The sequence below is a fragment of the Microbulbifer sp. JSM ZJ756 genome, assembly GCF_044383805.1.
Taxonomy (GTDB): domain Bacteria; phylum Pseudomonadota; class Gammaproteobacteria; order Pseudomonadales; family Cellvibrionaceae; genus Microbulbifer; species Microbulbifer zhoushanensis.
This window is the reverse complement of record NZ_JBISER010000006.1, coordinates 26,413-49,708: the sequence shown is the minus strand read 5'-3', so window position 1 is coordinate 49,708 and position 23,296 is coordinate 26,413. Positions and strand designations below refer to the sequence as shown.

General features: G+C 63.3%; 21 protein-coding genes. 9 read left to right on the top strand and 12 right to left on the bottom strand.

Going from position 1 to position 23,296, the window contains the following annotated elements:
* Nucleotides 1-6 precede the first annotated feature (6 nt).
* From pdxA to ACH6CX_RS10955, 3 genes are read right to left on the bottom strand one after another with little or no spacing between them, the layout of a single operon-like run.
* The gene (gene pdxA / locus ACH6CX_RS10965; protein WP_396675403.1) at nt 7-1,053 is read right to left on the bottom strand and encodes a 4-hydroxythreonine-4-phosphate dehydrogenase PdxA; all 1,047 of its coding nucleotides are present in this window, start codon (nt 1,051-1,053) and stop codon (nt 7-9) included.
* Nucleotides 1,050-2,402 carry a peptidylprolyl isomerase gene (locus ACH6CX_RS10960; RefSeq protein WP_232940822.1) on the bottom strand — a complete coding sequence of 451 codons (1,353 nt, stop codon included), beginning with the start codon at nt 2,400-2,402 and terminating at the stop codon, nt 1,050-1,052. Before ACH6CX_RS10960 ends, pdxA begins: the two co-directional genes overlap by 4 nt.
* An 8-nt stretch (nt 2,403-2,410) precedes the next feature.
* Nucleotides 2,411-4,987 (bottom strand): LPS-assembly protein LptD, encoded by a 2,577-nt coding sequence (locus ACH6CX_RS10955; protein WP_396675402.1) that lies wholly within the window; start codon nt 4,985-4,987, stop codon nt 2,411-2,413.
* A gap of 207 nt (nt 4,988-5,194) precedes the next feature.
* Here ACH6CX_RS10955 and ACH6CX_RS10950 point away from each other — a divergent pair, with 207 nt between their 5' ends.
* From ACH6CX_RS10950 to trpC, 8 genes are all read left to right on the top strand, one after another.
* Nucleotides 5,195-6,253: a phosphotransferase gene (locus ACH6CX_RS10950; protein WP_334079104.1), complete on the top strand. Its 1,059-nt coding sequence runs from the start codon at nt 5,195-5,197 to the stop codon at nt 6,251-6,253.
* A gap of 30 nt (nt 6,254-6,283) precedes the next feature.
* Nucleotides 6,284-6,991, top strand: coding sequence for a nucleotidyltransferase family protein (locus tag ACH6CX_RS10945; RefSeq protein WP_232940825.1), 708 nt, complete (start codon nt 6,284-6,286; stop codon nt 6,989-6,991).
* A gap of 15 nt (nt 6,992-7,006) precedes the next feature.
* Nucleotides 7,007-7,672 carry a ribulose-phosphate 3-epimerase gene (rpe, locus tag ACH6CX_RS10940; RefSeq protein WP_232940826.1) on the top strand — a complete coding sequence of 222 codons (666 nt, stop codon included), beginning with the start codon at nt 7,007-7,009 and terminating at the stop codon, nt 7,670-7,672.
* Nucleotides 7,673-7,922: 250 nt separating this feature from the next.
* Entirely contained in the window at nt 7,923-9,455 is a 1,533-nt protein-coding gene (trpE, locus tag ACH6CX_RS10935; RefSeq protein ID WP_232940827.1) for an anthranilate synthase component I, read from the top strand.
* Nucleotides 9,448-10,317, top strand: coding sequence for an ion transporter (locus ACH6CX_RS10930; RefSeq protein WP_232940828.1), 870 nt, complete (start codon nt 9,448-9,450; stop codon nt 10,315-10,317). Before trpE ends, ACH6CX_RS10930 begins: the two co-directional genes overlap by 8 nt.
* A complete protein-coding gene (locus ACH6CX_RS10925; RefSeq protein WP_396675401.1) occupies nt 10,314-10,892 on the top strand; it encodes an anthranilate synthase component II in 579 nt (192 codons plus the stop codon). The genes ACH6CX_RS10930 and ACH6CX_RS10925 overlap by 4 nt, the downstream gene beginning before the upstream one ends.
* Nucleotides 10,893-10,916: 24 nt before the next feature.
* Nucleotides 10,917-11,966 (top strand): anthranilate phosphoribosyltransferase, encoded by a 1,050-nt coding sequence (trpD, locus tag ACH6CX_RS10920; protein ID WP_396675400.1) that lies wholly within the window; start codon nt 10,917-10,919, stop codon nt 11,964-11,966.
* On the top strand, nt 11,963-12,757 hold the full coding sequence (gene trpC / locus ACH6CX_RS10915; RefSeq protein ID WP_396675399.1) for an indole-3-glycerol phosphate synthase TrpC: 795 nt from the start codon (nt 11,963-11,965) through the stop codon (nt 12,755-12,757). Before trpD ends, trpC begins: the two co-directional genes overlap by 4 nt.
* Before the next feature lie 93 nt (nt 12,758-12,850).
* On the opposite strand, the gene crp is transcribed toward trpC, so the two are convergent.
* Nucleotides 12,851-13,486 (bottom strand): cAMP-activated global transcriptional regulator CRP, encoded by a 636-nt coding sequence (gene crp / locus ACH6CX_RS10910; protein WP_255701134.1) that lies wholly within the window; start codon nt 13,484-13,486, stop codon nt 12,851-12,853.
* A gap of 348 nt (nt 13,487-13,834) precedes the next feature.
* On the opposite strand from crp, the gene ACH6CX_RS10905 reads away from it, so the two are divergent.
* Nucleotides 13,835-14,242 carry an OsmC family protein gene (locus ACH6CX_RS10905; RefSeq protein WP_232940832.1) on the top strand — a complete coding sequence of 136 codons (408 nt, stop codon included), beginning with the start codon at nt 13,835-13,837 and terminating at the stop codon, nt 14,240-14,242.
* A gap of 25 nt (nt 14,243-14,267) precedes the next feature.
* Here the strand turns inward: ACH6CX_RS10905 and coq7 are convergent, their stop codons facing one another.
* The 8 genes from coq7 to accC form a co-directional block, all read right to left on the bottom strand.
* The gene (gene coq7, locus ACH6CX_RS10900; RefSeq protein WP_232940833.1) at nt 14,268-14,915 is read right to left on the bottom strand and encodes a 2-polyprenyl-3-methyl-6-methoxy-1,4-benzoquinone monooxygenase; all 648 of its coding nucleotides are present in this window, start codon (nt 14,913-14,915) and stop codon (nt 14,268-14,270) included.
* Nucleotides 14,916-14,949: 34 nt separating this feature from the next.
* Nucleotides 14,950-16,248 (bottom strand): phosphoribosylamine--glycine ligase, encoded by a 1,299-nt coding sequence (purD, locus tag ACH6CX_RS10895; protein WP_396675398.1) that lies wholly within the window; start codon nt 16,246-16,248, stop codon nt 14,950-14,952.
* A gap of 141 nt (nt 16,249-16,389) precedes the next feature.
* Entirely contained in the window at nt 16,390-17,961 is a 1,572-nt protein-coding gene (gene purH / locus ACH6CX_RS10890; protein ID WP_396675397.1) for a bifunctional phosphoribosylaminoimidazolecarboxamide formyltransferase/IMP cyclohydrolase, read from the bottom strand.
* A 167-nt stretch (nt 17,962-18,128) separates the two neighbouring features.
* Complete coding sequence (gene fis, locus ACH6CX_RS10885; protein ID WP_232940836.1) at nt 18,129-18,440, bottom strand: DNA-binding transcriptional regulator Fis; 312 nt, start codon at nt 18,438-18,440, stop codon at nt 18,129-18,131.
* The gene (gene dusB, locus ACH6CX_RS10880) at nt 18,437-19,375 is read right to left on the bottom strand and encodes a tRNA dihydrouridine synthase DusB (protein ID WP_233006719.1); all 939 of its coding nucleotides are present in this window, start codon (nt 19,373-19,375) and stop codon (nt 18,437-18,439) included. The genes fis and dusB overlap by 4 nt, the downstream gene beginning before the upstream one ends.
* A 232-nt stretch (nt 19,376-19,607) precedes the next feature.
* Entirely contained in the window at nt 19,608-20,744 is a 1,137-nt protein-coding gene (locus ACH6CX_RS10875) for a DUF3426 domain-containing protein (protein WP_396675396.1), read from the bottom strand.
* 194 nt (nt 20,745-20,938) lie between these two features.
* The gene (gene prmA, locus ACH6CX_RS10870; RefSeq protein WP_232940838.1) at nt 20,939-21,820 is read right to left on the bottom strand and encodes a 50S ribosomal protein L11 methyltransferase; all 882 of its coding nucleotides are present in this window, start codon (nt 21,818-21,820) and stop codon (nt 20,939-20,941) included.
* 123 nt (nt 21,821-21,943) lie between these two features.
* A complete protein-coding gene (gene accC, locus ACH6CX_RS10865; RefSeq protein WP_232940839.1) occupies nt 21,944-23,284 on the bottom strand; it encodes an acetyl-CoA carboxylase biotin carboxylase subunit in 1,341 nt (446 codons plus the stop codon).
* Between the last annotated feature and the right edge of the window lie 12 nt (nt 23,285-23,296).

The following is a 23,296-nucleotide window of genomic DNA, read 5'->3' as shown; positions in this document are numbered from 1 at the left end:
TGTCAGTCAGAGTGCGCGCAGTCGGGCCATTTGCACCGCCTGCGCCAGGGCGGCGCGCAGGCTGCCACTGTCGGCCTCGTTGCGGCCGGCAATGTTGAGCGCGGTGCCATGGTCCACGGAGGTGCGGATAAACGGCAGCCCGAGAGTGATATTCACTGCGTGCCCGAATCCCTTGAATTTTAACACTGGCAGGCCCTGGTCGTGATACATGGCCAGGACCGCGTCGCAGCGTGACAATTGCGGCGGTGTGAACAGGGTGTCGGCGGGCAATGGCCCCAGCAGTTTCAGGCCCAGGGACCGCAGCATTTCCAGGGAGGGCTCGATGACCTCGATTTCCTCCCGCCCCAGGTGCCCTCCCTCCCCCGCATGGGGATTGAGCCCGCATACACCGATACGCGGTTCGGGAATCCGGAACTGGTCGCGCAGGCTGCGGTGCAGGATGGTGATTACCTGTTCCAGGCGCTCGGAGGTAATCGCAGCGCTGACATCCTTGAGCGGCAGGTGCGTGGTGACCAGGGCTACCCGGAGGTCGCCGGCGGCCAGCATCATGACCACGCGCTCCACGCCGGCGATTTCGGCGAAGAGTTCGGTATGGCCGCTAAAAGCGATGCCCGCGTCGTTGATCACGCCCTTGTGCACCGGCCCGGTGACCACCGCATCGAAAGTGCGGTCCAGGCAACCACGCGCAGCGCTGTGCAGGGTATCCAGCACGTAGCGGGCATTGGCGGGATTGAGCACCCCGGGCTGCGCCGGTTCGGCGAGGGGCACCGGCTGTACGTAGAGTGTGCCGGCGGGGGTGTCCGCTGGTGGCTGGTCCGGGTCAAAGGGAATCAGTCGCAGGGGGAGCCGCAGCTGTGCGGCGGTGTCCTCGAGTAACGCGGGATCGGCCACTGCCACGATCTGTGTCGGCCCGTGGTGCCGGTGGCCGTGATCATTGCCATTGCCGGAGGCGTAGTCCACCGCGCGCTCGGGTCCCAGGCTGGCCAGCTTGACCGCCAGCTCGGGGCCGATACCCCCGGGTTCCCCGGGGGTTAGCGCGATGCGCGGAATCATTGCTGTTCCTGTTCCTCTTCCCCGGATTCCCCGGCATCGTCACCGGCGCCCGGCAGCTTGATATCCACAAAGGCCTGGTCACGGATTTCGCGGCGCCAGTTCTGCAGCTCTTCCTCGTAGCGCCGGTTGCGCAGCAGGTTGGCAGCCTGGTTGCGAATGTACTGGTCGGTCATATCCTGGTTGCGGCGGCCGTCAACCCGCAGGATGTGCCAGCCGAACTGGGACTTGAACGGCATGCTGATCTCGCCCACCGGGGTGTTGTTCATGGCCTGGGTGAACTCGGGCACGAACTGTCCCGGCATGGACCAGCCCAGGTCGCCGCCGGCGAGCATGGTGCCGATATCCTCGGAGTGCTCGCGGGCCAGCTCATCGAACTTGGCTTCGTCGTCCAGGAGTTGCTTGCGCAGGTCAATCAGCAGGTTGTAGGCAGCATCGTCATCGCGGATAGCACTGGTCTTGACCAGGATGTGGCGCACCTTGGTCTGCTCCACTACCTGCTCATTGGAGCCGCGCTGGGCATGGATCTTCAGCAGGTGGAAGCCGGCGTCACTGCGGAACGGCTCACTGACATCGCCCACGCCCAGGCCGTCCAGCGCGTTGGCAAACAGGCCGGGCAGCTCCACGGTCTTGCGCCACCCCAGGTCACCGCCGGACAGGGCGTTCTGGCCTGCAGAGTTGGCGATGGCGAGTTCGCGGAAATTGGCACCAGCGGAAATCTGTTGCGCCAGTCGCTCGGCCTTCTCGCGGGCTTCCTGCACTTCGTCGGCAGGCGCGCTGGCACTTACCGGGATCAGGATATGGCCCAGCTCAAACTGGGGAGATTTCCAGAATTCGCCTTCCTTGGACCGGAGGAAGTTGTCGATATCCTGGTCGGTGATCTGGATCCGGTTGTTGACGCTGCCCTGTTCTACGCGGCGGATCAGGATTTCCCGGCGGATCTGCTCGCGGAACTCGCGCATGGTGATGCCGTCCGCCTCAAGGCGCTGGCGGAACTCCTCGGGGCTGCTGCCGGCGTTCTGCTGTACGCGGGCTATGGCCTGCTCCAGCTCAGCATCGGAGACGCTGACCCCGGCGCGCTGGGCCATCTGCAGCTGGAGCCGTTCGATGATCAGCTGTTCCAGCACCTGGCGGCGCAGTACGTCCATCGGCGGAGCCTGTACCTGCTGGGTGCGGATCTGGTTCTGGATGGTATTGAGGCGCTGTTGCAGTTCACTTGCCATCACGACGTCGTCGTCGACTACGGCGACCACCCGGTCCAGGGCCTGTACCTGGCCCAGGGCCGCGCCGGTGAACAGGGCGCAGGCGGCGGCGAGTGCCAGCAGGCCTCTCTTTGCGACGGACTTTGTCATTATATTCTTCACTGTTTCAGTACTTCTCTCTGTTGAAAGTTGGGTATCCCCTGGCTGAGCATGTTGGTGACGGTGGTGCCCAGGCCGGCGAGCCCTTTCAGCTGGAACTCGATATATACCCCTTCGTCGTAGGTCAGCTCTTCAGGAGTTACCACATCCGCCAGGTCGTTGTCCAACGTGCGCCGCCAGGCCAGGCGCACCTGGTAACAGCAGCTGTCATATTCGACGCCCGCCATGTACTCCAGTTCCCGGTCGAAAGTGACGTCATAGTTGGCCCGGGCCAGAATCGAGGTGCCGTTGGCCACCGGCAGTACCATGGAGGCGTCCAGTTGCTCGATGGGACCCTGGATCAGGTTGTCGCTGGCGTCGAATCTCTCTTCCCTGCGCAGGTAGCGATAGCTGAAGTTAAACAGGCGCAGGTCTTCGTCCAGGTAGCGGACGGTGAAGTCACCCCGGTCCAGCTCCATATCCTCATCATCGTAAACCAGGTCACTACTGAGGCGTAGTGATTGCAGGGGGCGGCTTTCCAGGCGGGCGGCGAACTCCGAGCGGGGCGATTCGATGATCGGGTCCCTGAGCCCGACCTGGATGTCTTCCGAATAAAAGACCTGGCCGGCACTGGCCGCCAGCAGGTCCCGGCCGCTGGTCGGGTCGATGAACCTTGTGGTCAGGCCCAGGGCGATGCGGTCCGCGTCATCGATTCGGTCATTGCCATTGAAGCGACTGTCACGGAATAGCTGGTCATAGCTGAAAGTGAACAGTGAGGTATCGAATAGCAGGTCGTTACCGCCATCTGCCGGATTGGTGGTGATATTGAGGAAGTCTTCCTGCTCGGCATTGGAGCTGACCAGGCCGAACAGGCGCGGTTCCAGTGTCTGTACATAGTCGAAGCCGTGGAACTGGCCATTGCGCTCGAAGAACAGGCCTGTATCCAGGGTGAACTGCGCGGCGGAGGCCTCGGGCGTATCGGAGCTCTCCGGCTTAAGGAACTGGTCGTTCAGGTCGTAACTCAGGTAGCGCATTGCCACGCCGGGGGTGAAGTAGCCCCACAGCCACTGGCGGTCCCAGTCCAGCTCGTAATCCAGCCGCGCGCGGTCGGCGGTAACGAAATCGCGGGTGCGCGTGGTGACACTGTTTATGTCGCCGGTGTCATTGATAAAGCGGATGGTCTGGGTTTCGTCGTGATCGAAGCTGGTCATCTCGTGCTCGAGATTGAGCAGCCAGTCCCCCCAGCGGTAGTTGCCGTCAATGTCCAGGCGCGGCAGCTGACTGTAGGTATCAAAGCGGTCCTTCACCAGCTGCTGGTATTCCTGCAGGCGCAGGTTGGCGGTCCAGTGCTCGCCCAGCAGGCCGAACTGGGCCCGCTGGCTGAGCGCGGTTTCGGCCGACACACTCAGGTTGGAGGTGTCCAGGTCGCGGAAGTAGTCCGCGTCACTGACTTTTGTGTAGTCCACGTTGGTGCGCCAGGCGGACCCGCTGCTGCCCTGTTGTTCCACGTTCACGAGCCAGCGGTCCTCGCCCTTGGCGGGTAACACCAGTTCCTCGGGGAAGCCCTGGCGGATCAGCTCGCGGGCGTCCTCATCGTCGCCGCCCTCGTCGTCAGGCAGCCCGGCAAGGCGAACCTCGGTATTGAACCAGGGGTGGAGGTGGCGCACCTCCAACTCCGCGCCGGTACCGCGGTACTGGATATAGCGCGGTACGATGGTGGCATCCATCTGCGGGGCGATGTTCCAGTAGTAGGGGATGGCAATATCCCAGCCATTTTCATCGCTGTTGCTGATGCTGGGAAACAGCAGCCCCGACAGGCGTGCATCCCCCACGGGGAAGCGCAGGTAGGGAAAGTAGAATACCGGCACATCGAGGATCTCGAGGCGGACATTGCGCGCCACGCCCTGTCGCTCGACATTGTCGATATTGATCTCGCCGCCGTTCATGCGCCAGACCACGTGGCCCGGTTCACAGCGGGTGTAGTTGCCGGCAGACAGGTTCAGTTCGCCGCTGGCCTCGCGGGAAGCGTAGGCGGCGCTGCCGTGGATAAATTCGTCGTGGATTACGTAGGTGGCGTCCTCAATCTCCGCCGCCTTGCTGCCTGTCTGTACTTCGGCCGCCCGGCCCCTGACCAGCAGGTTGGGTTCGCGCATTTCGATGGCGCCGCGCAGGTAAGCAGTGCCGTTTTGGCGGTCGACATCCACCTGGTCTGCAAACAGCTGGCGGTAACCCTGGGTGATATGCACGTTGCCGCGCAGCTGCGCGGTGCCGTCATCCAGCCATTCCGAGCTGTCCGCGGTCGCCCGCAGCGGGGCCTCCTCGGGCGGGAGTTCGGCATTGCGGTAGTCGCGCGGCGGTGCCACAAACGCGCCAGAACAGACCGGCGGCAGGCCGGCCTGCAGTTCCGGGGCCAGTTGCGAGGCGGGCATCCAGTCGAGGAAAAGGTAGGGGTTGTCGCCCCCGGTTGCGCCGGGAGGGAGCTCCTCAGCTTGCACCCACACGGGCTGTGCGGCCATCAGGCCGATCGCCAGGGTTCGTGGGCGTGAAATCTGGGCGATCGCCAGTGTCAGGCGGCGCCAGCGGGAGGCTTCCAGCATCAGGTGATAAGTTCCGACTATCTTTAGAGTCTCTTCCCTAGGGAGCGGTGTGCAAAAAACAGCGGGTGATTCTACTTGAATGTAGAGACGGTTAACACTAATAGCACGCGGGCAGCCGGGCGTGGCGGCAATTTTTGCCGGGTTCGCTGGACGGCGGCAGTAGCGCCGTTACAATGCGGCCCGGAACTGGTGGAGTAGCAGCGGCGCATGAGTGAGCGTTCGACAGATGAGATAGACATGCGGCGCACTGAGCTTGGCCAGTGGGCCACGCGGGCACTGTCGGCGGCGCAGCCGGTACAGTTGCTGCCGCTGTCGGGCGATGCCGGCTTCCGGCGCTACTTCCGCACGGTTGGTGAATCACGCCTGATTGCGGTGGATTCCCCGCCCGAGCGCACTAACCCGGCGCGATTTGTGGCGCTGGCCGACTATCTCCGTCGTTTTGGCATCCATACTCCCCTGGTCATCGCGGCGGATGTCAGCCGCGGCTTTATGCTGCTGGAGGACCTGGGCGACCGACAGCTATTGTCCCTGCTCAGCGAGGACACGGTCGAGGGTCTTTATGGTGAGATGCTGACCGAGCTGCTGTGCCTGCAACAGATTCCCCGATCGGAGGAGCTGTTGCCACCATACAGCCGCGAGTTGCTGCAGATGGAAATGCGCATCCTGCCGGAGTGGCTGGCGGAAAAGCTGCTGGGCTATACCCTGGGGGCAGATGAGCAGCGACTGCTGGACCGGACCTTCAGCCTGTTGCTGGACTCTGCGGAGGAGCAGCCCCAGGTGCTGGTGCATCGCGACTACCACAGCCGCAACCTGATGGTGCGGGAGGGCGAACGCCCGGGAGTGGTGGACTTCCAGGATGCGGTCTGGGGTCCGGTTACCTACGACCTGGCCTCGTTGTTGCGGGATTGCTATATCCGCTGGCCCCGTGAACAGGTGGAGAAGTGGGCCCTGTGTTACGCGGCGACGGCGCAGTCGGCCGGTATCCTGCCGGAGGTGGATCGCGATACCTTCCTGCGCTGGTTCGACTGGATGGGCCTTCAGCGCCACATCAAGGTGCTGGGTATCTTCCCGCGGCTGTTCCTGCGCGACGGCAAGCAGGGCTACCTGCCGGACTTGCCGCTGGTAATGCGTTACACCCTGGAAGTCGCCGGTCGTTATCCCGAGCTAAAGCCCTTTGCCGAGTGGTTTGGCACCGAACTTTTGCCGCTCGCCGAGCGTCAGAGTTGGTACCGCGACTACCGCACGGCAGGAGAGCGCGCCCGTTAAACCCAAGCTGCGAAGCGCACGAAGACTGTAATGAGCCAAGCAAACGATAATCAGGTCCCCGCTGCCATGGTACTGGCGGCCGGGTTCGGCAAGCGCATGCGGCCCCTGACCGACAATACACCCAAGCCGCTGCTGTCGGTGGCGGGCAAGCCGTTGATCGAGCACGCCCTGGATCGCCTGGCTGCGGTTGGGGTGCGCCGGGTGGTGATCAACCTCGGGTACCTGGGCGAAAAGATCCGCGAGCGGGTAGGCAGCGGTGAGCGCTGGGGGCTGGAGGTCCGCTACTCCGTCGAGGGGGAGCCGGTGGAAACTGCCGGCGGCATCCTCAAGGCGTTGCCCCTGCTGGGAGAGGATCCCTTCCTGGTGGTCAACGGCGATGTCTGGTGTGATTTTGACCTTTCCGGCTGGCTGGGGCGTCCCCTGCCGGCCGGCTGTCCGGGCCGCCTGCTGATGGTGCCCAATCCGCCGCACAACCCCGAGGGCGACTTCGGCATCGACAACGGCCTGCTGTCCGGCACTGCCACCCCCCGCTACACTTTTGCCGGCATCAGCTGGCTGCGGCCCGAAATGCTCACTGACTATCCGCGCCGGCGCACCTGCTTCGGTCTCGGGGAAGTCTTTGTGCATAATGAGGACCGCCTGCAGGCGGAGCTCTACGAAGGCGACTGGTGCGATGTGGGCACCCCGGAACGCCTGCAGCGCCTGGATGCACGCCTGTGCGGCAAAACTGAACAATAAGCAACAGGACTCACCATGCCCGACTTCAAGATTGCCCCGTCGATCCTTTCCGCCAACTTTGCCCGGCTCGGGGAAGAGGTGGATGCCGTTCTGGCAGCCGGCGCCGACTGGGTGCATTTCGACGTGATGGACAATCACTACGTGCCCAACCTGACCATCGGGCCCATGGTCTGCCAGGCGCTGCGCAAACATGGCGTCGAGGCGCCGATCGACGTGCACCTGATGGTGGAGCCGGTGGATGACATGATCCGCATGTTCGCCGATGCCGGGGCCACCTACATCACCTTCCACCCGGAGGCATCGCGCCACGTGGACCGCTCGCTGCAGCTGATCCAGGGCCTCGGTTGCAAGGCCGGCCTGGTGCTGAACCCGGCTACCGGGCTGGAATCGGTGAAATACGTGATGGACAAGCTCGATATGATCCTGCTGATGTCGGTTAACCCCGGCTTCGGCGGCCAGAAGTTTATCCCTGCCACCCTCGACAAGCTGCGCGAGGCGCGCCAGCTGATCGATGATTCCGGCCGCGATATCCGGCTCGAGATCGACGGCGGTGTCACCCGGGACAATATCGCCGAGATCGCGGCCGCCGGCGCCGATACCTTTGTGGCCGGTTCGGCGATATTCAATGCGGACGACTACGCCCAAGTGATTGGCGCAATGCGCCGTGAACTCGCCCCCTGACCCGGTGCCCGCCGGGGCGGGCCTTGCCCCCTCGGCGGCAGGTTTGTAAACTTGCCAGCTCGACTGACGAGGCCACCCCGTGAACGCACCTGCTTCCCACTTCCACAGCTGGCGATGGCGCCACTGACCCGCTGACCGGCGCGTCCCTTAGAGAGGCCTGCGCCTGGCATACCGCGGGCGGAGTTTGTCCAATCCGCTCGGGTGATAACCCAGATCAACACGATTGGTTTCAACCTTCTCCGGAGTCGCCATGACCCCCAGTGAATACACCCAGCTTGCGTCTGCTGGATACAACCGCATACCGCTCGTCCGCCGCGTGCTGGCGGATATTGAAACGCCCCTGTCCACTTACCTGAAGCTCGCCGCCGGCCGCTACAGTTACCTGCTGGAATCCGTGCAGGGGGGCGAGAAGTGGGGCCGTTACTCGATTATTGGCCTGCCGGCCAGCACCATACTGCGGGTGCGGGATCACCGGGTGACGGTAGAGCGTGACGGCGAGGTCGTGGAGACCCACGATGTCGAGGACCCGCTGGCTTTCGTCGAGACGTTCCAGCAGCGCTATCGCGCCCCGGAACTGGCCGGCCTGCCGCGTTTCAATGGCGGCCTGGTGGGCTATTTCGGCTATGACTGCGTGCGCTATATCGAGCCGCGCCTGGCGGACACCTGCCCGCCGGATACCCTGGACAACCCGGATATCCTGCTGATGGTGAGCGACGAGCTGGTGGTGTTCGACAACCTGGCCGGCGCGGTTATTTTTATTGCCCATGCTGATCCGTCGGTGGAGGGGGATTTCGAGCGAGTCCAGCAGCGACTGGATGAACTGGTGACCCAGCTGGCGCGCCCGCTGCCCGATACCCCGCCGCTGGACCTGGACGGCAGCGGCATTGAGGAGGAGGCTTTCGAGTCCCACTACGGCGAGGCCGCCTTCAAGCACAGCGTCGACCGGGTCAAGGAGTACATCCTGGCCGGGGACGTGATGCAGGTGGTGCCGTCCCAGCGGCTCTCGGCACCCTACAGTGCGCCGCCGCTGAACCTCTACCGGGCCCTGCGCAGCCTCAACCCGTCGCCCTACATGTATTTCCTCGACCTGGGCGACCACCAGGTGGTGGGCTCCAGCCCGGAGATCCTGGTACACCTGGAAGATGGCGACATGACCGTGCGGCCGATCGCCGGCACCCGCAAGCGCGGTGCCACCGAGGCGGAGGATGAGGCCCTCGAGCGGGAGTTGCTTGCGGACCCGAAAGAACTGGCCGAGCACCTGATGCTGATCGACCTGGGCCGCAATGATGTGGGCCGGGTGGCCGAGACCGGCAGCGTGCGCGTCACCGAGAAGATGGCGGTGGAGCGTTACTCCCATGTCATGCATATCGTTTCCAATGTGACCGGCCGGATCCAGCCCGGCCTGACGGCGATCGACGCCCTGCGGGCGGCATTGCCGGCCGGTACCCTGTCCGGGGCGCCGAAGATCCGCGCCATGGAAATCATCGATGAGCTGGAACCGGAGAAACGCGGTATCTATGGCGGTGCGGTGGGCTACCTGGCCTGGAATGGCAATATGGATACCGCGATCGCCATCCGCACGGCGGTCATCAAGGATGGCCAGGTGTTTATCCAGGCGGGGGCCGGCCTGGTGGCCGATTCGGATCCCCAGTCTGAGTGGGACGAAACCATGAACAAGGCCCGGGCGCTGTTCCGGGCTGTGGCAATTGCGGTGGCTGGTGAATCCCGGCCGGCCACCGGTGCGAGTGATGACGAGAGTAGTGAGACGGTCAACCATGAGTGAAATGGAAATGACAGCGCCGGCGCGGACCGGTGTTGCCGATGCCTGTGCCCGCCTGGTAGCGGCGCCGTTGTTCAACCAGGTAATTATCGGCCTGATCCTGCTCAATGGCGTCGCCGTTGGCCTGGAGACCTCGGCCTGGGTCATGGAGCGCTTCGGCGGTTTCCTGCACGGCATCAACCAGCTGATCCTGGTCTCCTTCGTCCTCGAGGCGCTGGTCAAGATGGCGGCACATGGCAGCCGCCCGTGGCGCTATTTCGCCAGCGGCTGGAACTGCTTCGATTTCTCCATCATTGTGCTGAGCCTGGTGCCGGCCGCCGGCCCCATGGCCACGCTGGCGCGGCTGGTGCGCGTGCTGCGTGTGCTGCGGCTGGTTTCGGCATTTCCGGAATTGCGGCTGCTGGTGGATACACTGCTGCGCAGCCTGCCAAGCATGTTCCATATCGCGCTGCTGATGGGGATCATCTTTTATATTTACGGAGTGGCCGGTTATTTCCTTTTTGCAGAAATCGACCCGACCCACTGGCGCAGCCTGCCGATCGCGCTGCTGAGCCTGTTCCGGATTGTCACCTTTGAGGACTGGACCGACATCATGTACACCGCCATGGAGGTGATGCCCTGGGCCTGGCTCTATTTCGTCAGCTTCGTGGTGATGGGCGCATTCGTGATGATCAACCTGTTTATCGGCGTGGTGCTGAATAACCTCGAGGAGGCCAAGCTGCGCCGCCTCGATGAACTGCAGTTGCCGCCCAGCCAGACAGAGATACTCCGCGAGCTGCGCGCCACCCAGGAAGCGCTGGCACGCCTGCAGAGACGCATGGACAGAACCGCCACACAGCCAACTGGAGAGGCCGCTGAACAATGATTCTGATGATCGACAATTACGACTCCTTCACCTGGAATGTCGTGCAGTACATGGCCGAACTGGGAGCGACAGTGGAGGTGCGGCGCAACGACGAGATCAGTGTGGCGGATATCGAGCGCCTTGCGCCGGAGAAAATCGTGATCTCGCCCGGGCCCTGTACCCCGAATGAGGCTGGTATCTCCATGGAAGCCATCCGTCGCTTTGCTGGTGAAATCCCGATCCTCGGTATCTGCCTGGGTCACCAGAGTATCGGCCAGGTGTTCGGTGGCCGGGTGGTTAGTGCGGGGCAGGTGATGCACGGCAAGACCTCTCCCATCGTGCACAACAACCGCGGGGTGTTCCACAACCTCTCCAATCCGTTCGAGGCGACCCGTTACCACTCACTGGTGGTGGAAAAGGGCAGCCTGCCGGATTGCCTTGAGGTAACTGCGTGGACTGAAACCGAGAGTGGTGAAATCGACGAGATCATGGGTCTGCGCCACCGCGAGCTGGCGGTTGAGGGAGTGCAGTTCCATCCCGAGTCCATACTCACCCAGCATGGTCACGACATGCTGAGGAACTTTCTGGATGCCTGAATAATAACGACCAGGGGAAACGCTATGGATATCAAGCAGGCCATTGCCAGGCTGGTGGAGGGGGAACACCTCAGCCGGGCTGACATGCGCGCGGCCATGGGCCAGATCATGCGCGGTGAGGCCGAGGACGCCCAGATAGGTGCCCTGCTGGTGGCACTGCGCATGCGCGGTGAGACAGTGGATGAAATTGCCGGCGCGGTGGAGGTCATGCGTGAGCTGGCCACCCCGGTGGATATCGACCTCACCAACGCGGTCGATATTGTCGGTACCGGTGGCGACGGCGCAAACCTGTTCAATGTGTCCAGTGCGGCGAGCTTTGTCGCTGCCGCGGCGGGCGCGCGGGTGGCCAAGCACGGCAACCGCTCGGTGTCGTCGAGCACCGGTGCCGCCGACCTGCTGGAGCAGGCCGGTATCTACCTGCCCCTGACGCCGGAGCAGGTGGCCCGCTGTATCGAGACCATCGGTGTGGGCTTTATGTTTGCCCCCAGTTACCACAGTGCCATGCGCCATGCCATCGGGCCGCGCCGGGCACTGGGGCTGCGTACCATTTTCAACCTGCTCGGCCCGCTGACCAACCCGGCCGGCGTCCGCCGCCAGGTGATCGGCGTTTTCGACCGCCGCTACTGCCACATGCTGGCCGAGGTGTTGCAGACCCTGGGGTCTGAGCATGTGATCGTCATGCACAGTGGCGACGGCCTGGATGAGGCGAGCATCGCCGCGGATACCCACGCGGTGGAACTCAAAGACGGGGAGCTGCACGAGCGCTGCTACCGGCCCGAGGATTTTGGTATCGAGCGGCGCAGCCTTGAGGGGCTGGAGGTGGCAGATGCCGGTGAGTCACTGTCACTGATCGGTGATGCCCTGGGCAAGCGCGACAGTGCCGCGGGGCAGAAAGCCGCCGATATGCTGGCACTGAATGCCGGCCTTGCGGTCTACGTAAGTGGTGTGGCCTCGAGCGCGGAAGAGGGCGTGGCAATGGCGCAGGACGCCATCGCCAGCGGGCTGGCCGGGGAAAAAATCAAGGACCTGGCGGCGTTTACCAGCGCCTTCCGGCCGGAGGATGTGGAATCATGAGTACGCCGACGATCCTGAAGACTATTGTCGAACGCAAATGGCAGGAAGTGGCCGAACGCAAGGCCGGGATGCCGCAGGCCGAAGTGCGCGCACTGGCCGAGCAGCAGCCGGACTGCCGCGGCTTTGTGGACGCGATCGAGGGCCGTATTGCCGCCGGCGAGGCGGCAGTGATCGCCGAGATCAAGAAGGCCTCGCCGAGCAAGGGGGTAATCCGCCCGGACTTTATTCCCGCCGAGATCGCCAGCAGCTATGCCCGCGGTGGCGCGGCCTGCCTGTCGGTGCTTACCGATGTGGACTTTTTCCAGGGCGCCGACGAGTACCTGCAGCAGGTCCGTAACGCCGTGCGCCTGCCGGTGCTGCGCAAGGATTTCACAGTCGATCCCTACCAGGTGTTCGAGGCACGGGCCATTGGCGCGGACTGTATCCTGCTGATCGCCGCCTGCCTGGACGACGCGCAGATGCGCGACCTGAATGCCCTGGCGCTCGAGCTGGGCCTGGACGTGCTGGTGGAAGTGCACAACCGCGCAGAGCTGGAGCGTGCACTGGTGCTGCCCAATCGCCTGGTGGGGATCAACAACCGCAACCTGCATACTTTTGAGGTCCAGCTGGAAACCACATTCAAACTGCTGGACCTGATTCCCGACGACCGGATTGTGGTCACCGAAAGTGGTATCCACACCACCGACGATGTGGCGGCCATGCGCGGCCATGACGTGAATGCCTTCCTGGTTGGGGAGGCCTTCATGCGCGAAAAGGAGCCGGGGCGGAAGTTGCTGGAGATGTTCAACTGACGGGATTACGTTGCCCGGACTTTGCCCGGGCAAGCAATAAAAAAGGGCGAACCCGTGGGTTCGCCCTTTTTTTGTGCTGGGGAAAAGGCGGGCTCAGCGGGTGCCGTAGACCACCATGGTCTTGCCTTTCACCGACACCAGTCCCTGTTCTTCCAGGGTCTTGAGCACGCGGCCGACCATCTCCCGGGAGCAGCCCACAATACGGCCGATTTCCTGGCGGGTGATCTTGATCTGCATGCCCTCGGGATGGGTCATGGCATCCGGCTCGTTACACAGGTCGAGCAGGGTGCGGGCCACACGGCCAGTCACGTCCAGGAATGCCAGGTCGCCCACCTTGCGGGTGGTATTGCGCAGGCGGCTCGCCATCTGGGTGGCCAGGGAGAAGAGGAACTCCGGATGCTGGCGTGTGAGTTCCTGGAACTTGCCATAGGAGATTTCCGCAACCTCGCACTCGGTCTTGGTGCGCACCCAGGCGCTGCGGGTGTCCTGGTCGAACAGGCCCATCTCGCCGAAGAAGTCGCCATCATTCAGGTAGGCGACAATCATTTCCCGCCCTTCGTCGTCCTCGATCAGGACGGTTACCGAGCCGCGCATGATGAAGTACAGCGATTCACAGCGGTCGCCGGCATAGATGATTGTGCTCTTGGCCGGGTAGCGGCGCCGGTGGCAATGCGCAAGAAAGTCTTCGATATTGCCAGTGGACATGGATTCTTCGGTAGCAACCGTCACGGATCTACTCCTTATTCTTAAATTTGTGCCTGATCCCCGCCGGGAGTGCAATCAACGCGATGCCGGCAAATTATCCCCTGAAAAGCCGGTCCCCGACAGTGGCACCACCCGGGAATCGCTCGCGTTGTGACCTGAAACACCGTCACCGTGCCAACTGCTTTTGCTCTGGCCGGATGTGGGCTCGCAACGGAGTCTGTGAGAGGGCGGTCAGTACAGCTGCCTACTATACCGCATTGAGCGCCTGCGAAAAGGCTGGGATGACGATTGGTAATGACTCCCGGGACGCGGTCGAGTTCCCCTGTGATAAGCTTGCCGCCCGTTTTTTTGAGATTGCAGAGGAGCAGGCGCATGCAGGCCAGAGTAACCTGGGTGGACGGTGTCACTTTTGTCGGTGAGGCCGGTAGTGGCAACTCCGTGGTGATGGAGGGCGGCGAGAAGAACAACGGCATTCGCCCGATGGAAATGATGCTGCTGGGAGCGGGTGGTTGCGCCTCCTACGACGTGGTCACCATCCTGCAGAAAGCCCGGCAGGACGTGATCTCCTGCCACTGTGAACTTACTGGGGAGCGGCCGGATGCCACACCGGCACCTTTTACCCGTATCGAGATGGAATTTGTCGTACGCGGCAGGAACATCAAGGAAAGCCAGGTGGCCCGGGCGGTGGAGTTGTCTGCGGACAAGTACTGCTCCGCCTCCATCATGCTGAAGAATGCCGGGGTGGAGATTGTGCACCGCTACCGGATCGAGGAGGCGTGAGCCTCCTCCCCGGGCCCCGAAGTGATTAAACCCGGTAACTGGCCGAGGTCATTACCTTCGACACCAGTGTCATCAGGCCTTTTACCGGGGCCGGAAACCGGGCGCCACCGGCGGCGAGTGCCGCGTGCTGGTGCTCGGCTTCATCCTCCCGCATCTGCTCGACAATGGCCCGGCTCTTGGAGTCCTGGGCCGGCAACTGTTCCAGGTGGCTGTCCAGGTGCTTGCAGACCTGCTCCTCGGTGGCGGCCACAAAGCCCAGGCTGACCCGGTCGCTGACCTTGCCGGCCGCGGCGCCGAGGCCGAAAGAGAGCCCGTACCACACCGGGTTGAGCAGGCTGGGGCGGCTGTCGAGTTCGCGCAGCCGCTGCTCACACCAGGCCAGGTGGTCCACTTCCTCCTCGGCGGCGTGCTCCATCTCCTCGCGCACATCGGGCAGCTTGGCTGTCAGTGCCTGCCCCTGGTAGAGGGCCTGGGCACAGACTTCCCCGCTGTGATTGACCCGCATCAGGCCCGCCACATGGCGGCGCTCACGCTCGTTCAGCTCGGGCTCCTCGCACCCCCTGGCCGGAGATGGCCGCGGATGGGAGGGCGCTCCAGGGCTGAGGGTGCGTAGGGCGCGGTCCGCCTGCAGCAGCAGGCGATCCAGGCCGGTCAACTGGCGTTCTCTGGACATGGCTGGCCTCCGGGTCAGTACTCAGGTGCTCGGGTTATTGCTCGGTGGACTGCTGTTCCCGTTCAACCGCACGATAGCCGATATCCTTGCGGTAGAAAACGCCGTCCCAGTAGATCCCGCGGGCGGCGTTATAGGCATTGGCCTGGGCATCGGCAACCGTGTCGCCCAGTGCCGTCGCACACAGTACCCGTCCACCGCTGGTGACAACCCGCTCGCCGTCCAGCGCGGTACCAGCATGGAACACCTTGGCGTTTTCGCCGTCGGCCCGCTCCAGGCCGGAGATGGCGTCGCCCTTGCGATAGCTGCCGGGATAGCCATTGGCGGCCAGCACTACACCGAGGGCCGGGCGCGAATCCCATTCCACGCTGACCTGGTCGAGGCGCTTTTCCACCGCCGCCTGGCACAGTTCCACCAGGTCGGACTTCAGCCGCATCAGGATGGGCTGGGTTTCCGGGTCACCGAAGCGGCAGTTGTACTCGATTACCTTGGGGGCGCCATCGGCATTGATCATCAGTCCCGCGTAGAGGAAGCCGGTGTAGGGCATGCCCTCTTCAGCCAGGCCGCGCACCGTGGGTTGGATGACCTCTTCCATGATGCGCTGGTAAACCTGGTCGGTGACCACCGGGGCCGGGGAATAAGCGCCCATGCCGCCAGTGTTCGGGCCGGTGTCCCCGTCGCCCACGCGCTTGTGGTCCTGGCTGGTGGCCATCGGCAGGATATGCTCGCCGTCAACCATTACGATAAAGCTGGCTTCCTCGCCGGTGAGGAACTCCTCGATCACCACTCGGCAGCCGGCGTCGCCGAAGGCATTGCCGGACAGCATGTCGCGTACCGCCAGTTCTGCCTGCTCCTCGCTCTCGGCGACGATCACGCCTTTGCCCGCGGCCAGGCCGTCGGCCTTGACCACGATCGGGGCACCCTGCTCGCGGATATAGGCAACGGCGGGCTCAATCTCGGTGAAGTTACGGTAGGCGGCAGTGGGAATCTGGTGCCGCTCGAGGAAGTCCTTGGTAAAGGCCTTGGAGCCCTCGAGCTGTGCAGCCGCCTTGGAGGGACCGAAGATTGGCAGGCCGCGGCTGTTGAACAGGTCGACAATGCCGTCGACGAGCGGTGCTTCCGGGCCCACGATGGTCATCTGCACATCGTTGGTCTCGGCAAATTCCGCCAGGGCGGAAAAGTTGTCGACGCCGATGGCGAGATTCTGCACTTTGGGTTCGCGGGCAGTGCCGGCGTTACCCGGTGCCACGAATACCATCTCGACCGCAGGGTTCTGCGCCGCTTTCCAGGCCAGTGCGTGCTCGCGGCCGCCGGCGCCAATTACCAGTATGTTCATCCTCAACTCCCCCTGTATCGGCCGATTGGATGCAAATTTGTTGCGCTATTTTAGCCCGAATTCACTCCGGGATTGTGACGGGGCGGCAGGGTCGGGAAAATCCCGCTCCTGCCGCCGCCACTGCGGTCGGTGAGACTCTGGTCAGTGGCGGAAATGACGCATGCCGGTGAGCACCATCGCCATATCGTGCTCGTCGGCGGCGGCGATCACCTCGTCATCGCGGATCGAGCCGCCTGGCTGGATCACACAGCTGATGCCGACCTTGGCGGCATTGTCGATACCGTCGCGGAAGGGGAAGAAGGCATCGGAGGCCATAACGGAACCCTGTACCTCCAGCCCGGCGTGCTCGGCCTTGATGGCGGCGATACGGGCGGAATTGACACGGCTCATCTGGCCGGCGCCCACACCGATGGTGCGCCCGTCCTTGCCGTAGACGATGGCGTTGGACTTGACGAATTTCGCTACCTTCCAGGTGAACAGCAGGTCGCGAATCTCGGCCTCGGTGGGTTGGCGCTTACTGACCACTTTCAGGTCTGCAGCGGTGATTACCCCGTCATCGCGGTCCTGTACCAGCAGTCCGCCATTGACGCGTTTGTAGTCCAGCGCCGGGGTGCGCTCGTTGTCCCACTCGCCGCAGGCCAGCAGGCGCACGTTCTTTTTCTCGGCCACGGCGGCGCGCGCCTCTGCCGAAATGCTGGGGGCGATGATCACCTCGACAAACTGCCGTTCGACAATCGCTTTTGCGGTCTCGCCATCCAGCTCGCGGTTGAACGCGATGATGCCGCCGAAGGCGGATTCCTTGTCGGTCTCGAATGCCAGGTCGTAGGCCTTGAGGAGGCTGTCAGCAATGGCCACACCGCACGGGTTGGCGTGCTTGACGATCACGCAGGCCGGTTCGTCGAAGGCCTTGACGCATTCCAGTGCCGCATCGGTATCGGCGATATTGTTGTAGCTGAGTTCCTTGCCCTGCAACTGCTTGGCAGTGGCAATGCCGGCCTCGGCCGGATCGGCCTCGACATAGAAGGCCGACTTCTGGTGCGGGTTCTCGCCGTAGCGCAGGTCCATTTTCTTGATGAACTGGCTGTTGAAGGTGCGCGGGAAGGGCTCCTTCTCGCCCTCCTTGATGGAACCCAGGTAGTTGGCGATGGCGCCGTCGTAGCCGGCGGTGTGCTCGAAGGCTTTCACTGCCAGGTCGAAGCGCTGCGCCTGGTTCAGGGCCCCGTCATTGGCTTTCATTTCACTGATGATGGCGTCGTAGTCGGAGGCGTTGACCACGATCGCGACGTCCCGGTGGTTCTTGGCCGCAGCGCGCACCATGGTCGGGCCACCGATATCGATATTCTCGATGGCGTCGGGCAGGGTGCAATCAGGTTTGGCCACGGTCTGGGCGAAGGGGTAGAGGTTGACCACCACCATGTCGATGGGGGTGATGCCGTGTTCTGACATGACACTGTCGTCGGTGCCGCGCCGGCCCAGGATGCCACCGTGGACTTTCGGGTGCAGGGTTTTAACGCGTCCGTCCATCATCTCCGGGAAGCCAGTGTAGTCGGAGACTTCCACAACCGGGATGCCGGCTTCCTTGATCTGGCGGTGGGTACCGCCGGTAGAGAGGAGCTCCACGCCCATTGCGGCAAGTTCGCGGGCGAATTCAACGATTCCGGTCTTGTCCGACACGCTGATCAGCGCGCGGCGAATCGCAACCTTGTCAGTCATAACATTGGGTCCGTCTGTTTTCTGAAAGGAGTTGGTGCCGCCGATCCCGTCAGCGGCAGGGCCCCGGGAGATTCCGGTGCCGGTAAAATAGACTTACAGTAAATAAGTGAGGGGGGATGAGTGTCCCCATCCCCCCTCGCGATAAACAGTGCGCTGGGCGCCCGGGCTCAGAGGAGTCCGTAGCGCTTCAGTTTCTTGCGCAGGGTGCCGCGGTTCAGTCCCAGCAGCTGTGCCGCGCGGGTCTGGTTGTGGCGGGTGTATTTCATCACCACTTCCAGCATAGGCGCTTCGATCTCGGACAGGACCATGTCGTAGACATCGGTGACCATCTGGCCGTCCAGGTGGCGAAAGTAGTTCTCCATCGCATGCTCGACAGCGTCGCGCAGTGACTGCTGCTGCGGCTGTTGGAGTTGCGTCTGCCCCCCGGTGGCTACTTCTTCTTCGTTGCCCGTATCCGGAATGATTGCTTCGTTGTTCATGCCGCTTGTGCCCCTCTCGTTATTCGGCGTTCAAACCACTCTTGAACGCTGGCATGTTGTGCTTCTGCGCTGTCTAGTTGGAAAAAGGTCTTGCGAAAGGACTCGCTGTCCGCGAGTGTCTTCAGGTACCAACCCACATGCTTGCGGGCGATACGGACCCCCATCACTTCACCGTAAAAACGGTGCAATTCACCCAAGTGGGCGAGCAAAATATCCCTGACTTCTTCCGGTGAGGGTTCGGGTAGCCGCTCGCCAGTGGCGAGGTAGTGGGCTATCTCCCGAAATATCCATGGCCGTCCCTGCGCTGCTCGGCCAATCATCACTGCAGCGGCTCCGGTATAGTCGAGCACCTCGCGGGCGCGCTCGGCACCGGTTACGTCCCCATTGGCGAAAACCGGGATCTTCACCCTGGATACAATTTCGGCAATGGTATCGAATTCAGCGTGCCCGTGGTAGCCACAGGCACGGGTGCGGCCGTGCACCGCCAGGGCTGAGATGCCCAGCTCCTCTGCCATTCTGGCCACGGTGACACCGTTGCGGGACTCTGTGCACCAGCCTGTGCGAATCTTCAGCGTCACCGGTACCGGTACCGCCTCAACCACTGCCCGGAGAATGTCCCCGACCAGTTTTTCGTCCCGGAGCAGGGCGGAGCCCGCCGCTTTTTTGCAAACTTTCTTTGCCGGACAGCCCATGTTGATATCGATGATCTGGGCGCCCCGGCGCACATTCTCCTGTGCCGCCTCGGCCATCATCTCCGGGTCGCCGCCAGCGATCTGCACCGAGATCGGCTCTTCCTCGCCGGTGTGGTCGAGGCGCAGGCGCGACTTGCGGCTGTTCCACAGGCGCGTGTCCGAAGTGACCATCTCGGATACCACCAGGCCCGCCCCCATGCGCCGGCACAGCTGGCGGAACGGACGGTCTGTAACGCCGGCCATTGGCGCCAGAATTACCGGGTTGCCGATAATGTAGGGCCCTATGGCGATGTTGCTCGACAAGGTCTGCTCCGCGGAGTGGGCGTCAAAAGAGCCGCCTATGATAGCGGCTGACCCGGGATTGGAAAAGCGAAAAACCGTGCAAATTGGTTGCGAGCTGTGCGTTTAGGTTGATGATTGCGCAATTTTCGCCGTTTTAAGCGCCAATTCCGCCACTTTATTATTGTCTGTATAGTCAGTTGGCAGTCAGCAGCTCGTAATTGATTGCCTCACGGCCCGGATCCTCGATCTCTATGGCGATATGCACCGGGCTGCCGGATGGCATTTCCCTGCGCCCGGCCAGTTCGCCCTGCAGGTATTCGCGCGGGGCGAAGCGCCGGCTGGCCACTGGCTGGTTCTTCAGGTTGCTGAACCGCAGCAGCAGGTCCGGGAATGGCTGGTCGAAGTCGGCGGTATTCAGCAGTACCGCGTCCACTACCAGGGCCCCGGCGATCTCCGGGTGGCTGCGGACCACCAGGTTGGAGGTGCGGATTGCCTGCAGGTCCCTGAGTTCGGGCAGCTGGCATCCCAGGGCCGGGCAGGCCCAGGTGTAGACGGTACGCCAGGGCTGCTGCCGGGCCAGGCTGTCAAAGCGATAAATGCCCAGCTGTAGCACCAGCGCCAGGGACAAAAGAACAGCCAGCAGTCCCCACAGCCACCCGGGGACACGGCGCTGCTGCTGTGGGGCCCAGCTCACTTCCAGTGGTGCCGGCTCGATCGAGGAAAGCAGGCGTTCGCGCTCGGGACGGTCATCGCCCGGGACAAGCCTGTCGCTGTGATCGTCTGCCTCGGCAGGGTCGGTGGGAGGTTCTCGATAGCCTGCCCATGGATCGCCGGCGGCATCGAGCTCGCCCGGGCTTGATCCGGGGGATGCTTCCCACGGTGAAGAGTCCGGTTCCTCCTCATCCTCTTCCCGGAGCACGGCTTCCGTCTCCGGCTCTTCCGCCTCCTCGCCGGGGGAAGCGCCTGCATCCAGGTCGCGCCACTGGGTTTCGCCAAAAGCGTCGCCAATCAGGGGCTGGTCTTCATCCGCGCTGCTTTCATCATTCCCCGGGGAGTCGGTCGCGGCGCTGGCAGGCACGGTGGGCGGGGCCGCACTCTCCTCATCGTCCAGCAGTATGTCGTCGTGGATCAGGAAGTCGTCGTCTTCCAGCAGGGCCTCCAGTTCCTTCTGCGAGTCCACCTCGCTGTCGGCGAAGAGGATATTCTCATCGGCACGAAAGACCTGCAGGCAGGAGCCACAGCGCACCGCACCATGGGCGGCGCGCAGCTGCTGTTCGCTGACATGAAAAGAGGTGCTGCAGTGGGGGCAGCGGGTAACCAGTTGCGACATTCGACTTTGGCAGAATTTATTCGGTGGACAAGTTTAGGCGCCCACGGAGTCGCGGGGCAAGGCCATGTAAGGGCGAGTAAGCGGCAGACGGTAAGTAACTGCTCGCCAGGCCTGCTCCCGCCAACACCGTTGGCCGCGACGGGGGTCATTCTTTCGCAAGGCAGAATGGCTGCCGATATTAGCGTGGTCAGGCCCTAGGTACGACGGGTGCCGCTCAGGCGCACCCATTCCTCCCGCTGGCCATCTTCCTCGAAATCGACCCACTGGCTGTAGGCCTGGCGCACCTGCTCCGCCTGGCTGGCGAGGATGCCCGAGAGGCACAGGCGCCCGCCCGGGCGGGTCAGTGCCACCAGCTGCGGGGCCAGCTCAACCAGTGGGCCCGCAAGGATATTGGCCAGCACCAGGTCAACCGGCTCCTGCGGCAGCTTTTCCGGCATGTACACCGGGAAGCGCTCCGGGGCCAGGCCATTGCGGACCGCATTGTCGGCACTGGCGCGCAGTGCCTGTGGATCGATATCGGTGCCCAGGGCGCGCTTTGCGCCCAGCAGCAGTGCTGCGATTCCGAGGATGCCGGAACCGCAGCCGAAATCTATTACTGTCTTGCCCTCCACCGGTTCGCGGGCGAGCCACTGCAGGCAGAGAAAGGTGGTGGGATGGGTGCCGGTACCGAAGGCCAGTCCGGGATCCAGCATCAGGTTCACCGCCCCGGGATCCGGTGGTTCGCACCAGCTGGGACAGATCCACAGGTTGTCGTCGCACTGGATCGGGGTGTAGTGGGCCATCCACTCCCTTTCCCAGTCCTTGTCTTCCAGCTGTTCCCAGCGCGCATTAGGCAATGGCTGCCCCAGGGCGGAAGCCGCCATGGCCTCGACGCGGGCGGTATCCACCTCGGCATCGAAGAGGCCGGTCACCCGGGTATTGTCCCACAGCGGTATCTCTCCCAGCCCCGGTTCAAGGATCGGCTGGTCGGCATTGTCCTGCAGGGTGACGGAGACAGCGCCCGCGGCGAGCAGTGCATCCTCTATGGGTTCCGCCTGTTCGCGGTGGGTATCTATGCGGAGCTGGAGCCAGGGCATGTTCGGGACTCGGGTAGTGATTGGTGGTCGTGCGCTCGGGTGGCGCTAGTGTAGGGGGGAACAGGGCGATCGCCCAGGGGGCCGGCACACGGGGCCGTGCGGCCCCGTGTGCCGGTAGGTCGGTCAGAGACCGAGCTTTTTCTCGAGATAGTGGATGTTGACCCCGCCCTCGGCAAAGGCGCTGTCGCGTACCAGCTCCTCCTGCAGTGGGATATTGGTCTTGATGCCGTCAACGATCAGCTCGGAGAGGGCCACGCGCATGCGTGCCAGCGCCTCCTCGCGATTCTCGGCGTGGGTGATCACCTTGGCAATCATCGAGTCGTAGTTGGCCGGTACCGTGTAACCCGAGTACAGGTGTGAGTCCACCCGCACGCCCAGCCCGCCGGGGGTGTGGAAGTTGTTGACCTTGCCGGGGCAGGGGAAGAAGGTCTTCGGGTCCTCGGCATTGATGCGGCATTCGAAAGAATGACCGCGGATCACCACGTCTTCCTGGCGGATGGAAAGCTTCTCACCGGCGCACACACGGATCTGCTCCTTGATCAGGTCGAAGCCGGTAACCATCTCGCTGACCGGGTGCTCTACCTGGATGCGGGTATTCATCTCGATAAAGTAGAAGCGCTCGTCCTCGTACAGGAATTCGAAAGTGCCGGCACCGCGATAACCGATATCGATGCAGGCCTGGACGCAGGATTCCTGCACGTCGCGGCGGACATCGTCGGGGATGCCGGGGGCCGGCGCTTCCTCGAGCACCTTCTGGTGGCGGCGTTGCAGCGAGCAGTCGCGGTCCCCCAGGTGGATGGCATTGCCCTGTCCGTCGGACATCACCTGGATTTCCACGTGGCGCGGGTTCTGCAGGAACTTCTCCATATAGACGGTGCTGTCGCCAAAGGCGGCACCGGCCTCGGACTTGGTCACGGAGATGGCATTGAGCAGGGCCGCCTCGGTATGCACCACGCGCATGCCGCGACCACCGCCGCCGGCGGCGGCCTTGATGATTACCGGGTAACCGATTTCCCGGGCGATCTCGATGCAGCGGTCGCCGTTTTCAGGCAGTGACCCGTTGGAGCCCGGCACAGTGGGTACGCCGGCCTTTTTCATGGCGGCGATCGCGGACACCTTGTCGCCCATCAGCCGGATCACGTCCGCGTCCGGGCCGATAAAGGTAAAGCCGCTCTTCTGGACCTGTTCGGCGAAATCGGCATTTTCGGCGAGGAAGCCGTAGCCGGGGTGTACCGCCACGGAATCGGTGATCTCCATCGCCGAGATGATCGCCGGAATATTCAGGTAACTTTGCGGGGACGGGTTGGGGCCGATGCACACGGCCTCGTCGGCGAGGCGCACATGCTTGAGGTCGCGGTCCACCTGCGAGTGCACGGCGACGGTGGAAATGCCCATCTCCTTGCACGCGCGCAGGATTCGCAGCGCGATCTCACCCCGGTTGGCAATCAGTACTTTATCAAACATGCTGGATTATCC

Bases quoted from the DNA above. Each gene is read 5' to 3' on its own strand.
- trpD (WP_396675400.1), top strand. From the start codon at position 10,917: ATGGATATCAAGCAGGCCATTGCCAGGCTGGTGGAGGGGGAACACCTC.
- ACH6CX_RS10905 (WP_232940832.1), top strand. From the start codon at position 13,835: ATGCAGGCCAGAGTAACCTGGGTGGACGGTGTCACTTTTGTCGGTGAG.
- fis (WP_232940836.1), bottom strand. From the start codon at position 18,440: ATGAACAACGAAGCAATCATTCCGGATACGGGCAACGAAGAAGAAGTA.
- ACH6CX_RS10955 (WP_396675402.1), bottom strand. From the start codon at position 4,987: ATGCTGGAAGCCTCCCGCTGGCGCCGCCTGACACTGGCGATCGCCCAG.
- accC (WP_232940839.1), bottom strand. From the start codon at position 23,284: ATGTTTGATAAAGTACTGATTGCCAACCGGGGTGAGATCGCGCTGCGA.
- rpe (WP_232940826.1), top strand. From the start codon at position 7,007: ATGCCCGACTTCAAGATTGCCCCGTCGATCCTTTCCGCCAACTTTGCC.
- trpC (WP_396675399.1), top strand. From the start codon at position 11,963: ATGAGTACGCCGACGATCCTGAAGACTATTGTCGAACGCAAATGGCAG.
- ACH6CX_RS10945 (WP_232940825.1), top strand. From the start codon at position 6,284: ATGAGCCAAGCAAACGATAATCAGGTCCCCGCTGCCATGGTACTGGCG.
- purD (WP_396675398.1), bottom strand. From the start codon at position 16,248: ATGAACATACTGGTAATTGGCGCCGGCGGCCGCGAGCACGCACTGGCC.
- prmA (WP_232940838.1), bottom strand. From the start codon at position 21,820: ATGCCCTGGCTCCAGCTCCGCATAGATACCCACCGCGAACAGGCGGAA.
- ACH6CX_RS10960 (WP_232940822.1), bottom strand. From the start codon at position 2,402: ATGACAAAGTCCGTCGCAAAGAGAGGCCTGCTGGCACTCGCCGCCGCC.
- coq7 (WP_232940833.1), bottom strand. From the start codon at position 14,915: ATGTCCAGAGAACGCCAGTTGACCGGCCTGGATCGCCTGCTGCTGCAG.
- purH (WP_396675397.1), bottom strand. From the start codon at position 17,961: ATGACTGACAAGGTTGCGATTCGCCGCGCGCTGATCAGCGTGTCGGAC.
- ACH6CX_RS10925 (WP_396675401.1), top strand. From the start codon at position 10,314: ATGATTCTGATGATCGACAATTACGACTCCTTCACCTGGAATGTCGTG.
- ACH6CX_RS10950 (WP_334079104.1), top strand. From the start codon at position 5,195: ATGAGTGAGCGTTCGACAGATGAGATAGACATGCGGCGCACTGAGCTT.
- pdxA (WP_396675403.1), bottom strand. From the start codon at position 1,053: ATGATTCCGCGCATCGCGCTAACCCCCGGGGAACCCGGGGGTATCGGC.
- trpE (WP_232940827.1), top strand. From the start codon at position 7,923: ATGACCCCCAGTGAATACACCCAGCTTGCGTCTGCTGGATACAACCGC.
- dusB (WP_233006719.1), bottom strand. From the start codon at position 19,375: ATGGCCGGCGTTACAGACCGTCCGTTCCGCCAGCTGTGCCGGCGCATG.
- ACH6CX_RS10930 (WP_232940828.1), top strand. From the start codon at position 9,448: ATGAGTGAAATGGAAATGACAGCGCCGGCGCGGACCGGTGTTGCCGAT.
- ACH6CX_RS10875 (WP_396675396.1), bottom strand. From the start codon at position 20,744: ATGTCGCAACTGGTTACCCGCTGCCCCCACTGCAGCACCTCTTTTCAT.